This window comes from Phenylobacterium sp. J426 (assembly GCF_024699945.1).
Lineage (GTDB): Bacteria > Pseudomonadota > Alphaproteobacteria > Caulobacterales > Caulobacteraceae > Phenylobacterium.
On the sequence record NZ_JAJOMY010000001.1, the window covers coordinates 3879351 to 3892644 of the forward strand.

Annotated in this window: 12 protein-coding genes; 2 read left to right on the forward strand and 10 right to left on the reverse strand. The window is 72.4% G+C overall.

What is annotated here, in order from left to right; all coding sequences use genetic code 11:
• Positions 1-16: 16 nt before the first annotated feature.
• The 5 genes from LRS10_RS20405 to LRS10_RS20425 form a co-directional block, all read right to left on the reverse strand.
• Complete coding sequence (locus LRS10_RS20405) at positions 17-2482, reverse strand: ATP-binding protein (protein WP_257838843.1); 2466 nt, start codon at positions 2480-2482, stop codon at positions 17-19.
• Positions 2483-2847: 365 nt separating this feature from the next.
• The gene (locus tag LRS10_RS20410; RefSeq protein ID WP_257838844.1) at positions 2848-4170 is read right to left on the reverse strand and encodes a hybrid sensor histidine kinase/response regulator; all 1323 of its coding nucleotides are present in this window, start codon (positions 4168-4170) and stop codon (positions 2848-2850) included.
• Positions 4157-6316: a hypothetical protein gene (locus LRS10_RS20415; RefSeq protein WP_257838845.1), complete on the reverse strand. Its 2160-nt coding sequence runs from the start codon at positions 6314-6316 to the stop codon at positions 4157-4159. Before LRS10_RS20415 ends, LRS10_RS20410 begins: the two co-directional genes overlap by 14 nt.
• Positions 6317-6697: 381 nt before the next feature.
• On the reverse strand, positions 6698-7087 hold the full coding sequence (locus tag LRS10_RS20420; RefSeq protein ID WP_257838846.1) for an ATP-binding protein: 390 nt from the start codon (positions 7085-7087) through the stop codon (positions 6698-6700).
• A 96-nt stretch (positions 7088-7183) separates the two neighbouring features.
• A complete protein-coding gene (locus LRS10_RS20425; protein ID WP_257838848.1) occupies positions 7184-7867 on the reverse strand; it encodes a response regulator transcription factor in 684 nt (227 codons plus the stop codon).
• A 149-nt stretch (positions 7868-8016) separates the two neighbouring features.
• Between LRS10_RS20425 and LRS10_RS20430 the strand changes: the two genes are divergently transcribed.
• Positions 8017-8898 (forward strand): hypothetical protein, encoded by an 882-nt coding sequence (locus tag LRS10_RS20430; protein ID WP_257838849.1) that lies wholly within the window; start codon positions 8017-8019, stop codon positions 8896-8898.
• On the opposite strand, the gene LRS10_RS20435 is transcribed toward LRS10_RS20430, so the two are convergent.
• The 4 genes from LRS10_RS20435 to LRS10_RS20450 all read right to left on the reverse strand — a co-directional run bounded on the left by LRS10_RS20435 (position 8874) and on the right by LRS10_RS20450 (position 12133).
• Positions 8874-9983 carry an SMP-30/gluconolactonase/LRE family protein gene (locus LRS10_RS20435; RefSeq protein ID WP_257838850.1) on the reverse strand — a complete coding sequence of 370 codons (1110 nt, stop codon included), beginning with the start codon at positions 9981-9983 and terminating at the stop codon, positions 8874-8876. The genes LRS10_RS20430 and LRS10_RS20435 overlap by 25 nt on opposite strands.
• Before the next feature lie 149 nt (positions 9984-10132).
• Positions 10133-11074, reverse strand: a complete 942-nt coding sequence (locus LRS10_RS20440; RefSeq protein ID WP_257838851.1) for a calcium-binding protein — start codon at positions 11072-11074, stop codon at positions 10133-10135.
• A gap of 61 nt (positions 11075-11135) precedes the next feature.
• Positions 11136-11801, reverse strand: coding sequence for a hypothetical protein (locus LRS10_RS20445; RefSeq protein WP_257838852.1), 666 nt, complete (start codon positions 11799-11801; stop codon positions 11136-11138).
• Positions 11802-11944: 143 nt separating this feature from the next.
• On the reverse strand, positions 11945-12133 hold the full coding sequence (locus LRS10_RS20450; protein WP_257838853.1) for a hypothetical protein: 189 nt from the start codon (positions 12131-12133) through the stop codon (positions 11945-11947).
• Positions 12134-12234: 101 nt separating this feature from the next.
• On the opposite strand from LRS10_RS20450, the gene LRS10_RS20455 reads away from it, so the two are divergent.
• Positions 12235-12525: a hypothetical protein gene (locus tag LRS10_RS20455; protein ID WP_257838854.1), complete on the forward strand. Its 291-nt coding sequence runs from the start codon at positions 12235-12237 to the stop codon at positions 12523-12525.
• 369 nt (positions 12526-12894) lie between these two features.
• Here LRS10_RS20455 and LRS10_RS20460 read toward each other — a convergent pair whose 3' ends face one another.
• The gene (locus LRS10_RS20460) at positions 12895-13068 is read right to left on the reverse strand and encodes a hypothetical protein (RefSeq protein ID WP_257838855.1); all 174 of its coding nucleotides are present in this window, start codon (positions 13066-13068) and stop codon (positions 12895-12897) included.
• Positions 13069-13294 lie beyond the last annotated feature (226 nt).

Genomic DNA, 13294 nt, shown 5'->3' on the forward strand with positions numbered 1-13294 from the left:
GGGCCGCAGAGGCTCGTCATCGGTGGCGGCGATGGCATGTCCGCGCTCTCCGAGCCGCGTATCGCCCGACATGGGTTCGCGGCGGCTCGGCAGCCGTTATCGACCGGTGCGGCCGGTCCGCTGAATACTGTAAAACTCCTAAGGGGCGCGGCGGGACTAACCCGCCGCCCGCGTCTCCCCCGCCTCGTCCCCAGCGGCTGCTTCCGCCTGGAGCACCTCCACCAGGGCCTGGTACAAAGCCGCGACCCACCGGCTTGGCCACGAAGCCGTCCATGCCGGCGGCGCGGTAGGCCTCGACCTGATGGGCCATGGCGTTGGCGGTGAGCGCGATGATCGGGGTTCGCGGCCGGCCTTCCGCCGCTTCGGCCGCCCGGATCGCTGCCGTCGCGGCGAGGCCGTCCATTTCCGGCATCTGCACGTCCATCAGGATGGCGTCCCAATGCCCGGTGCGCCACGCGTCAAGGGCCGCGCGACCGTCCTCGACAATGTGCGGGTCGATGCCCAGCTGGTGCAGCAGGGTCCTCAGCACCAACTGGTTCACGGCGTTGTCCTCAGCCGCCAGGATGCGCAGCGCCATGGCCGCGGGCTCGGGGGTTGGCGGCGGCGCCGGGGTCGGGGCCTGTTCATCCCCCAGTCGCTCCAGCGGGATGCGCAGGGTGAAGCGGGAACCCCGGCCGAGCTCGCTTTCGACCGTGACCATGCCGCCCATCAGCTGGGCGAGCTCCCGGCAGATGGCCAGGCCCAGGCCCGTTCCGCCGAACCGGCGCGTGGTGGAACTGTCCAGCTGGTCGAACTTGGAGAACAGCTTGGGAAGCGCCTCGGGAGCGATGCCCTGGCCGGTGTCCGTCACCGTCAGCGTCAGCGTGCCGTACTTGTGCTCAGCGACGACGCGGACCTCGCCCTGGTCGGTGAACTTCAGGGCGTTGGAGATCAGGTTGTAGAGCACCTGGCGAATCCGGCTCGGATCGCCGCGGTAGCGCCCGGCCGCGGCCCGAGTATCCAGGGCGAAGGACAGGCCCTTCTTGTTGGCGACGGCCGTAAAGGCGGAATAGGCGCCTCGCGCCAGGTCCGTGAGATCGAAGTCGACGATCTCCAACTCGAGCTTGCCCGCCTCGATCTTCGAGAGGTCGAGGATGTCGTTGAGGATGGCCAGCAGGGACTCGCCCGACTGGCGGATCACCTGCAGCCGATCGCGCTGACGCGGCTCCAGGGTCTCCACCGCCATGGCCTGGGCCATGCCCAACACCCCGTTCAGCGGCGTGCGAATCTCATGGCTCATGGTGGCCAGGAAGGCGCTCTTGGCGGCGTTGGCGGCCTCGGCCTGGGCCTGGGCGACCCGCAGCCGGCGGGTGGTCCGAACCTGCAGGGCCAGGGCGATCCCGCCGCCCACCGCGAGCAGGAGACCCAGCAGGATCACCCATCGCTGGGCGCGGACCGCCCGGGCGCGCAGGTCGGCCTCCTTGCGCGCATTGGCGAGTTCGCCCTGGAGGGCTCCGGTGATCTGCCGCACGGCGCCATAGGTGTCGCGGGCCTGGGTGACGCGGCGCTCGTGCTCATAGGCGCGCAGCTGGGCGAAGGCCTCCCGGTGACGGCCCTCCCCGGCCAGGATCTCCGCCTCCACCTCCGGCACCCGCACGAAGGCGGTGTCCTTGAACCGGCCAGCGGCGCGCAGCGCCACCAGCCGTTTCAGGTCAACCTTGGCCAGGGCCGGGTTGCCGGTGCGGGCCTGGGCGATGGCGCGCATCGGCAGCAGCCGCGGCGCCAAGTGCTCGGCGCCCCTGAGCTCCGCGGTCAAGGGCGCGAGGCAGTCCAGCACCTCGCCCGCCCCCTGGAACGCCTCGGCGTAGAGGCCGCAGAAATAGGCGTCCCACCCCCGCAGGCTGGGCAGGTCCGGCCGCATCGAAAGCTTGTGGTGGGTCGCCAGGAAGCGACGGGCGGTGACCTCGTCGCCCAGCCGGATCGCAAGGACGCCCAGATTGTAGACTGCGTCGAAATCCGGCTTCGGATAGGCGGGATCGCCGTACTCGAACTGGGCTCTCCGGAACGCCCGGGCGCTGCCGTCGAGGTCGTTGAGGCTCATCAGCGAAAGCCCGATGGCTTCCCAGATGGACGCCGCAGCGTGATGACTGTCCGGGTCGCCCCAGTCGATCAGGTCTTCGGCGGCGTAGAGATGCTTCAGGGCCTGGCCGGTCTCGCGCCGGTCGCGGAGGACGCGGGTCCAGATGGACTGGGCATGGATCCGCGCAAACCAGTCCGTCTCGGTCTTCAATTGAGCCTCAAGCTGGCTCACGGCGGCGTTGTCGCCCTCGTCGATGCGCCGCGCGAGCTGGTTGAGGCGGGCGACCTCCGCATAGCGCTCATCGCCCAGCTTGCGGGCGTTTTCCGCCAGCATCTCGTTGTAGTGCTCGAAGCGGGCAAGCTCGAGCTGGTTGCGATAGACGGTGGCGACATAGTTCAGGGCGCCGCAGCCCTTCCCGGTCATGCCGGGCGGCCGCCGCGTCGCCGAAGCGGCGCAGGGCGTCGAACGAGGTGGCCATGGCGCGATCCTCGATCGCCTTGGCCAGGCTTGCGGCAGGCGCAGACTGGGGCTGCCCCTGGGCCGGCGGCGCGGCGACGACGCAGACGCTCGCCAGAAGGACCACCCAACGCCGCACGACGCCTCCACTCAACACACGCACACGGAACTCGGCGCGAAGCCGCCGCAGCTTCGCCTCCCGAGAGGTTACCGGAGGCTTACACACAGGCGCCGACTGCGGCGGATACGGTGACGCAGGCGTGGATGTGCAAGCACTGCGCACGACGCGCTCAACGACGCGTCAGCCAAGGCGCGCCGCCGGGAGCGATGGCTCACCCGGAGGCGACCGGCGCCATCAACCCGTCCCAGTCGAGGTCCGCCGCCGCGCGCCTCAGCGCCGCAATATCGACCTGACGGGTCTCCTCGAGCTGCGCGGTGAGGCCATCGAGACCGAAGTGCGCCGTCAGGCCGCGCAGGCGGTGAAGCCGAGCCTCGACGCTGGCGGGATCGCCGCTCGACATCGCCGCCTCCAGGGCCTCGAACTCAGCCTCGAGCGATGGTCGCAGGGCCGCGAGCAACGGCTCAGCCGCCGCCCCGAGATGTCGCCGGAGCTCGTCGACGCGGCGTTGGTCCGGCGGCGCCTGCCCCGGCCGCCCGAGCGGAGCCGCCGCACGCCGGAGATCTTCCAGGAGAACGGGCTTGGAAAGCACTTCGTCGACCCCAAGCGCCTCGGCGCGCCGCCGCAGGTCCGGGTCTAGGCCGGCGGACATCAGCACGATGCGGCCGCGGCCGTTGGCGCCGCCTTGGCGGCCCGCGAGCCCTTCCACCACCTCAAGGCCCGTGAGCTGCGGCATCCTTTGGTCGAGGAGCAGCAGGTCGAACGCCTGGGCGCCGGCGAGGTCTAGCGCGGCGCGGCCGTCGACGACCTCGACCACGTCGCAGCCCTCGCCTCTAAGCAGGGCCGCCAGGACGCGCCGGCTGAGGTCGGTGTCCTCGGCGAGGAGCACCTTCAGCCCGGCGAGGTCGGGGGCGGGCTCGACCGCGGCGGCGGCGGCGGCGGCAGGCGGCGCCGATGGAGCGGCGATCTCCAGCTCGAAGGCCTTGCCGAGCGGCTTCGCCACGACGCGCAGGTCGCCGCCCATAGCCAGGGCGAGATGCCGGCCGAGGAACAGGCCCACGCCGAGGCCGCCGTCGTTGCGCTCGACTCCCCGCTCGAAAGGCTCGAAGATCCGTCGGAGGACGCCGGGATCGAGCTCGGGCCCTTCGTCGGCGACCCAGAACCGCAGGCGCGGTCCTGCTGCGTCCACCCCAAGTTCGACCGCGCCCTGGCCGTGGCGCAAGGCGTTGGCGACCAGGTTGCCGAGCACCTGGCGGACGCGAACTTCGTCGGCCGTCACCCACAGGGGCGCCCCGTCCGCTATGGCCACCTGCAACGTTCGCCCCGCGCCCGCCGCCTGCGCCTGATGCAAGGCCGCGATCGATCGGACAACCGCGCGAACATCCATGGGCGCCTTGCGGATGGCGATCAGTCCGCCGTCCAGGGCGCCAAGGTCGGTCAGGTCCTCCACCACCCCCGCGAGCCCCCGGATCGCCTGCTGAAGATCCTGCAGGTCGACGTGCTCCCCGGGCCGCTGCGCCAGCTCAAGCAGCCCCAAAGGCGCCCTGCAGCGGCGTCCGCAGCTCGTGCCCCACCGTGGCGAGGAGCCGGGACTTGGCGCGGCTGGCGCGCTCGGCGGCGTCCGCGGCGTCGGCCCTCGCCTCGAGGGACGCCGGCTGCGCCAGCCCATATCGGGCGACGAGCAGCGCGTCCGCGCCCAGGCGGCGCCAGGCGGCGATCGCAGCCTCCCGCCACAATCGGGCCTCGCCCGCTTCGCCGAGCGCCTCGGCGCCTTCGGCCGCGGCGGCGGCCACCAGGCCATGTTCCACCAGGCAGCGGGATCGCGCTGACGCATCCACCGCCTCACGGTAGGCGGCCATCGCTGCGCGGCGGCGCCCCCGCACCCGCGCCCGCTCGGCCTCCAGGAGGCGGATCCGGTGCCGGAAGTCGTTCGGGTTCAGCCGACCCAGCCGGCGGAGATTCCAGAGGGCGAGCTTCGACGGAGCCCCGCCGGTGCGGTAGAGCGCAAGCCCGGTGGCGAAGGCCCAGATCTGGGTCTGCGCCTGGAAGGGCGCCGCGCCGAACGTCGGCCACCGCCGCCGGCTGAGCTCGGCGACCTCCCCGTAACGGCCGAACAGCACGCCCAGCAGCGCCTCCAGGGCGGCGATCCCGCGTCCGGTGTTGGCGAGCCCCTCCGCCTCGAGGCTGCGACGCTGCGCGGCATGGTCGAAATAGCCGCCGTCGAGGCGCCAGCCGTCGGGGCCGGCCCGCCGCAGTTGCTCGAGAAACTGCCTCAGCGCCCGCACATGGGGGATGGTCGCGGCGTCGCCGAGACGTTCGGCCACCCGGATGGCCTCGTCGGCGACAGCTTCCGTCGCCTCCAGCGGATCGTCGCTGAACAGGGCGTCCAGCACCTTGTCCCGGTTGCCGTAGGCGGCGACCGCCAGGTCGCCGCCGGCATAGGCGAGCGCCGCCATCTCGTCGCCCCGGCTCCGCGTCTCTGGACGCGGCCGGACGAAGACGTGCCCGAAGTTGGTCGAGTACTGCTTGGCGACCGCCCGCAAAGGCTGATCCGGGCGCTGCAGCCGATCAGCCGCCTCGGCCCAGGCCGCCGCCCTCCGGTAGTCGCCGAAGGCGCAGGAAATCAGGCTGTACGTCGCGGCTCCCGCGGCGGTGCCATAGACCAGCTCGCGCCGCAGGGTCCGGGTCACCCAGACCACCACGAGCGGCGGATTGCGCTCGAAGATCAGCGACCCGATGCCGTTGATGGCGCGGATCATCGGCCCCTCGGTCGCCAGGGTGGCCTCGTCCAAGGGGCGCACCGCCCGGCGGGGATCCAGGGTGAAGCAGCGGACAACCGCATAGGCCAGGTCCCAGGGCGTCAGCCGTCGCGGCAGCTTGACCCCGTTGCGGGCGACGACCTCGCTGGCGACGTCGAGGGCGCCGTCGAGATCGCCCGAGGCGCGCCGGGCGAACACCCGCAGCTCCTGGGCGGCGGCGAGTTCCTGCGGCGTGGCGGCATAGGCCTCCATGCGATCCACGTGCCGCCGGGCCTCGGCGTCATCGCCGCGGGTGATCGCGGCGAAAGCCGCCTCGCCGAGCAGCCGATAGCTGAAGCCCGCCCCGGCTCCAGCCAGCTGCAGCGCCGAGGCCACGAAGCGCTCCGCGGCGCCGCGGTCGCCGATCTCCCGTGCGCGGACGGCGCCTTCGGTGAAAGCGTCGCGCCACCACCGGGGCTCTACGTCGGCGAGACCCGCCTCCTGACGCAGCCACAAGAGGCCCATGCCGCGCTCGCCGTCTCCGGCCGCCGCCCCGCCTCGCACCAGCGCATCGGCGTAGCGGCCCGCAAGCTCGCGGCGCGCCTCTGGCGCAATGCGCTGCAGCACCTCGGCGCGAAGCCGGTCGTGGGCGAACGCCACGCCGGCGCCTGTCCAGCGGACGAGGCCCCGGTCGGCGAGCGCCGTCAGGGTTCGCCGGACCTCGCCGTCGGCCAGCTCCGCCGCCCGGGCGAGGTCCTCGGGTTCGGCGCCGTCGCCATGCACCGCAAGAAGTCGGGCCACAAGCGGCGCGGCCGGAGCGGCCTCAAGAGCGCGCTCCACCACCGATGCGGCCGCGGCCCCCGCCAGGGCGCGGCCGCCGCGGACGCGGTCCAGGCGCCAGCTGCCGGGTCCGCGGGCCACGATGGCCCCGTCGGCGGTGAGCACGCGAACAGACCTCGATCAGATCAAAGGGCCGCTCCGCGGCCGGACCAAGGAAATCCACGACATCCACCGCCGCCGCGGCCTGGGCGCCCAACACCGCCTGCGCGAGTTCGAGCCGCGCGGGCGCCGAAAGGCCCGGGACCTCGATGATCTCCATCTTCGCGCTCAGGGCCGACGAGAATGGCTCCTCCGTCCGCTGGGTCGCCAGCAGCCGCGTTCGCTTGAGGCCGGCATCCGCCGTCACCCGCCGCAGGACCCGCTGCGCCTGGGGCCCAGCGCGTCCCCAGTCGTCGATCACCAAGAGGACCGGCGCGCCGAAGCCTTCCAGCCAGCGCAGCACGCCCACCACCGCCTCGGCCAGTTGCGCGTCAGCGCCCTGCGCCGTCAGGGGGCGTTGGGAGCCGCGCCGGCGAGAGTCCGCAGCACGCTGCCGGCGACGCTCGTAAAGACGTGCGTGTTCTCGCCCAGCGCCGCGGCCAGATCGCGGAGGCCGGCGTCGGGATCGTAGAGCTGCTCCAGGCCCGCGGTCACGGCGCCCTCGACCGCAGCGATCAGCGGGTCGAGGTCCCGGCCCGCGTAGCCCTCGGCATACTTCCCCAGGCCTGACAGAGCTCCCGAAGAGACGGCCTCCTCGACCGCGACCCGCAGCAACGCGGTCTTGCCCGCCCCCGCAGGCCCTGCCGCGACGATGACCCGCGTCGCCGGATCGGCCAGGGCGGCGCGGACCGCAGCCAGCTGCTCGTCCCGTCCGACCAGCCGGGCCGGGGCTGTCACGCGCGCGTTCGCGGCGGGGGGTCGAGCGCGGTCATGCTGCAAGCGCTACCGGTCGCGGCCCTCGCGCCGCATCCTCCGAATGAGGGACGCCGCGCCTCAAGCGCGTGTCACCGGCGGTCGAAGTCGGTAACCGAAGCCGGGGGCGGTGACGATCAGGCCGTCCTCGTCGGCCGAGGCCAGCTTGCGGCGGAGGCGGCTGACCAGGGCGTCGACGGACCGGAGGTCGCCCTCGCCCCGGGAGACCACCTCGCTGAGGGCTTCCCGGGACACGATTTTTCCTTCAGCCACGGCGAGGGCCCACAGGAGGTCGAACTCACCGCGGGTGAGCGCCGCCGGCACGCCCGCCGCAACGGCGCTCCGCGCCGCCTGGTCGAGCACCACCGGCCCGAAGCTCAGTCGCGCCCCCTGTGGAGCGCGGCGGCGGGCGACGCTCCGGACCCGGGCGGCGAGCTCCTCCAGGTGGACAGGCTTGGTCAGATAGTCGTCGGCCCCGTCGTCCAGGGCCGCGATCCGGGTCTCGATCTCGCCCCGCTCGCTGACGATGATCACCCCGGTTGCGCCGGCGCTCCGAAGCTCCCGGGCGTAGCTCAGGCCGTCCTCGCCGGGCAGGCCAATATCGAGCAGCACCACGTCGGCGGCCTTGTCGCGCAGCGCCGCGCGGCAGGCGGCGACGCAGCTCGCCGGGCGCACGGCGTGACCCTCACGCTCCAGGAAGGCGACGAGGGTGGCGCGGGTCAGCGGCTCATCCTCGACCACGACGATGCTCAAGCTACGCGACAACGCCCACTCGCCCCCACGAGACCGGCCACCGCGCGACCAGCGACCGAAATCCAAATACCGGGATATCCGAGATCGCTGTCAACATCCCATCCATGGAGCCCGCCGCGCGCAATCGCCACGCTGCCTGCCTCGGATGGGGAGGAACGGTCATGTCGGTGCAGCGCGCCATCACCATTGCCGAGGCGGCATCGTCGCCGGCGGAGCCCGACTGGCGCAGGACCCTCGCCGCCTTCCTCGTCGAGACGGGCCTCGCCGGCGCTGCGCTCGAGTGGCGCGAAGGTGGCGGCGAGCGCCTTGCCCTCGCGACCGCTGGCGCCTGCCATGACCGACCCTCCCAGGTCCTTCCGGTGCTGTCCGACGCCACGGGCCGCCTGAGCCTGGCGCTCCATGGCCGCCTCTTCGATCCACGCGCCGCCGACGCCGCGCTGGGGCGGCTCGAAGCGGCCTGCCGCGCCCAGTTCGGCTTCGAGGACCGGGTCGTCGAGGTCGTCCGCGAGGTCCTGGCCTCCGGCCGGCGGCGGGTCCTGCTCTGCCGGCCGAGCGGCGCCCTGCTGGCGCCCGCCTCCGCCGCGGCCTTGGCGCTCGAGGCCTCCGGCCTCGCATCGCGCGGCGGCCAGCTCTCGGCGAACGACACGCAGGACCAGTTCCTGCTGCGCCAGGCCCTGCGCGCCGCTGGCCTCGACGGTCATAGGCGTCGTCTTGCGCTGACGGGGGACGGCCGGCGGGTCTTCGTGGAGGTCCGTCCGGTGCTGCGACCGCCGGAGGCCCTGCGCCCGGTGGCGGTCGTTCTCCTGCCGTCGCCGAAGCCGTCACACGAAGAGCGTTGCGAGGTGCTGCAACGGCTGTTCGGCCTCACCGCCGCGGAAGCGGCGATCGGCGCGGCCATCGCGGACGGCGCAAGGGTCGAGGACATTGCGCGATCGCGGGACGTGGCGGTGTCCACCGTGCGCAGCCAGGTGAAGGCGGTGCTGCAGAAGGCGGGCGTCGGCCGCCAGGTGGAACTGGTTCAGCGCCTCGCCGAAGCGGGCTGAATCGCGCACCGCTGGAGTTCGCGGGGGAAGATCGCGCCGACCACCAACCCACCCTGGCCGTCCGGCGCGCCGACCGAAACGCTCCACAGGCGCGGCGCGGACGAGGCCGCAGGTTTGCGGCCCGACTGGTAGGCCAGCGTGCGCCGGCCGTCCGGCGAGACCCGCTCGACCCGGCCAGGCGAGGGATGACGCGGGTCCGTCGCGTGGCGGAGGAAGTCGAGCCCGTTGTTGTGGCCGCCGATCCAGAGGTCGCCCTGCGGGTCGACGACGATGTTGTCGGGCCCCGGGCCGGGCTTCAGCCGGGCCGTCTCCCGAAGCCTCGCGCCAGACAGTCCTTCGAACACCCGGATCCGGCCCCGCGTGCTCTCGGCCACATAGAGCCGAGCCCCGTCCGGCGAGAGGGCGACGCCGTTGGGCAGCGACAGCCGCTCCGCCACCACCGTGGGAGACCCGTCGGCGACCCGGACCACGTAGCCGTTCCTCTCGCCGGTGACGTCCGAGAGCGTCTCGCGCAGGCTGGGGTCGAACCAACGGGTCCTCGGAATGGCGTGGTCGTTGGTGGCGAAGAAGCTCCGCGGACCGAAAGCGGCCACGTCGTTCGGACGATGCAGCAGGTCCCAGCGGCCGCCCTCGCCGGTATCCACGAGGCCCTGGGCCGTCACCGCGTAGATCTCGACGCGCGACGCGCCCAGCTGCGGATGGTTGACCACGAAGAGCCGCTGGCTTCCGTCGGGACCCGTCCACAGATCGATGCCATGGGGCTGGAAGTCGTCGGGCCCGGCGGGCGTGACGTCCGTCAGGCGCGCCGCGTCGGTGGCCGGATCGATCTCGAGCCGGAAGATGCGTCCGCGCGCGGGCGGCGGATCGTCGGCGCGTCGCCGCCAGTCGGACACGGAAACATAAAGGCCGCCGCCTGGGTCCAGCGCGAGATCTTCCGGACCGCCGGGCAGTGCGAGGGTCTGGCAAGGTCCGCCAACCGGCGTCGAGCTGTCGAAGAGTCCCCCCGAAGGGAAGACCGCACAGCCGCTCGCCAGCAGAGCCGCCGTCGCCGCCAGCAACCCGCGCGTCCTGTTTCGCATGTTCATCGCCCCCGCTCCGAGGCACAGTAGCGGCGGCCGCGCCTTGCGCCAGACGTCCGCGGGGCAGGACGGCGCCTTCGCCGCCCTGGCCCGCGCCGCCAGACCGGCGGGGCACCGTTCGGCCTGGTGTGCTCTCCCTTCGGATCTGGCGGGGCCTAGCCGGTGATGATCCAGCCCGAGCCCAGCGCATTCAGGTCGACGCCTACGAGCACCGCCTGGGCGCCGCCGCTCAAGGTGACGACGACATCAGCGCCCACCTGGGCGGTCGTGTAGGTGTAGCCCGCCTCGATCCGCAGGCGGTCGCCCTCGGCGACGCTGAAGTCCAGGATGCGATCGATCCCCGCCTCGCCGAAGATGGAGAAGATGTCCGCACCGGCCCCGCCGCTGATGGTGTCGTTCCCGCGATCGCCCCAGATGAGGTCGGCTCCCCCGCCGCCCGATAGGCTGTCGTCGCCCTGGCCGCCGCGCACCCAGTCGATGCCGTCGCCCCCGAAGCAGGTGTCGTCGCCCAGGTTGCCGTAGACGACATCGTCTGAGGCGTCGTCGCCGCCCCTCAGGAGGTCATTGCCCTGGCCGCCGACCACCCAGTCGCTGCCGAGGCCGCCGTCGACGGTGTCGTTGCCGATGTTGCCGTGCAGGTCGTCGAAGGCCGCCCCGCCCGAGAGGCTGTCGTCGCCGTCGCCGCCACGTAGATAGTCCGAGCCGCCGGCGCCGATCAGGGTGTCGTTGCCGGCATAGCCGTACATGCGGTCGGCGGCGTCCGAGCCGTTGAACGTGTCCGACCCGCCGAAGATCGTCTGGCGCGCCGTCTCGTTGTTGTTGGTCGCCGCCCAGGTGATGAAGGTGGTGGCCGGGACCGAGAAGCCCTGCACATTGAACACCGTCTGACCGTTCAAAAGCTCGCGCCAGCCGGTGACCGTACCGCCGCTGATCTCGTTGTTGCTGTAAGTGAACTGGCCGGAGAACTCCTCGCGCCACGGGCCGTCCACCAGGACGAAGCTCGTCGGCGTGGCGCTCACCACCGCGCCCAGCAGCAGGTCGCCGACCTGCAGATCGTCGAAATTGACGCCGGCGACGCCGGCCGTGAAGATCGCCATGGAAGTCGCTCCAGAGAAAAGGACGCCGCCGTCCGCAGACGGCGGCAGTCTGCAGGGAAGGTCAGAACCGGCGGGTGATCCCGAGCTGGACGACCGGGAAGTAGCGGAAGTCCTTCGCGTCCTCGCGGACCTCGGCTTCTTCCTCGGCCAGCTCGGCCAGGAACGCCGCGTTGGTGCTGAGCGTGCCGCCCGAGGCGGTCAGCTCCACGTCGGGCTTCTTGCTGAAGGCCACGCCCACGAGCGCCCGGAACCCCCAGCTCCGGTCGCCGGTGAAGGTGTTGTCGTAGCCGACGCCCAGGAAGGGCTGCACCTTGGAGAGCTTGGCCTCGCCGTTCAGCTGACCGACCTGAGCCGGCGTGTAGGTCACGTCGCCGATCTCGACATTGCCAGTGGGCCGGCCGACCAGCTCCAGCTTCCGCTTCCCGAAGTAGGCTCCGCCGGACAGGAGGAACGCGCCGCCGCCCGGATGCAGGTCCGCGAACAGGCCGCCGGTCAGCAGCTTGGCGTCGCCTTCGTAGCGGACGTCGGAATAGGTCTCGTTGCGACCGAAGCTCAGGCCGTCGACGGCGCCGCGGATCACCAGCATCTCGTTGGCCTGCGCCGAGACCTGAACGCCGACCCCCGGCGTGCCGATGTTGGCCCCCCCGGCGAAGGTCTGCGCCTGGGCCGTCGCCAGCGGCGAAAGCAGGACGGCGCCGAACGCGCAGCCCCCGATAATCTTGTTCAACAACGTCGTTGTCCCCTCTCCAGCCCCTGTCCGCCAGAGGGCGACGAGGCGCGCCGAACGTGAACCGGTATGGGGCTCCGCCGGTATGGATGGGATGTGAACGCGCGCGCCTTGTCGCGCGCCGGAGGGCTTTCCTGCTGCGCCTATGCTTCAGCGCCGCAATCATCCATCAGACGCAGCTCCAGGCCCAGGGCCGCCGCATTGGCCAGGGCCAGCTGGAGCGACGCCGGATCGATGTCGCCGCCCACCACGGCCGTGGCCGGACGGCTGGCCTTTAGGGCGCATGCCTTCCCGCGCAAGTGCGGCGTGCGATCGAGGAATGTGACCCCCATCACCGCACCAGGTCCTGGGCCATGACAGCATGGCCTCGGTCGCCCTCGCGGCCCTCCGACGGCGGCGGATCGGCCGCGGCCGCAACGTAATGACCTTGATCATGAGACCCGCTCTGCTCGCCCCCCTCGCCGCGGCCGCCGCCACCGCCGCCCTGCTCGCCGCCGGCGCCGCGTCCGCCGGCGAAGTCACCGGCAAGGGCAAGTCGACGGCCGCGCCCGACCACGCCCGGTCGATCTGCGCCTTCTCGGGCCTCAACGACAATCCGGAAGGCGCCCCGGGCAATCCGCCCGGCAACGTCCAGAACTGGGGGCACACGATGCAGATGTTCGGGCTCGACCCCCGTGATTTCAATCCGGGCGACGCCTGCAACCCGCACGCCGAGCACGAATAGGCGCCGCCACACCGGGGTTGGCGTCGCGCCAACCCGGCCTTGGCCTCAAGGCGGAGTTCGCCCATGCGCGGCGCTTTCCTGAACATGATGGCCGGAGCCGTGCTCTTCGTCGGAATGGCCAGCGGCAGTCTGGACGCAGTCTCGCCGGCTTCATCCGACGCGGGGACGCGGACGCCGGCGCACGGTACGGCCTGTCGCGAAATCGCGAGGCCGGAGCTGACGGCCTTGGGATATGCGCCCGCTCGGCGGCGGGCTTCGCGCCGCGCGCGCCGCCTGACATCCGGCTGATCCACATATGCCCGCCGTCGCCCTCCCTGGGCGAGGCCCCGCCCACCCTCTAGCGGGCGATCTCCGCACGTCCTCCGGCGCCTACCCGCCGGGCCGGGCGCGGGGGCCTTCGGCGCCGCTCCAGCCGATCGGCGTCACCTCGAGCGTCTTCGGGCTGCGGGCGTCCGCCAGCCGCATACCGGCGCTGTCCCAGCCGTGTAGACGGGCCACCTTCGTCCCGTGCCGCTTGCTGGTGAAGGCGCCAATGGTGGCCATGTCTCGTCTCCTGTTCCGCAAGGCCGCCCGATGCGGCCTCGACGGGATCGGCCGACCGGAGCCCTCAGGGGCGGGCCGCAGACCGCAGGTCCCGCAGCGCAGCGAAGGAGGCGGGCCGCGGCTTTCTTGCCTCGCGAGGAAGGGGCGCTAAGCCCCGGGGAGTGAAAGCCGCAGGCCCGCTTTGTCGGACCGGCCGGCTCCGGTCAGATCCCCCCGGCGAGGCCCC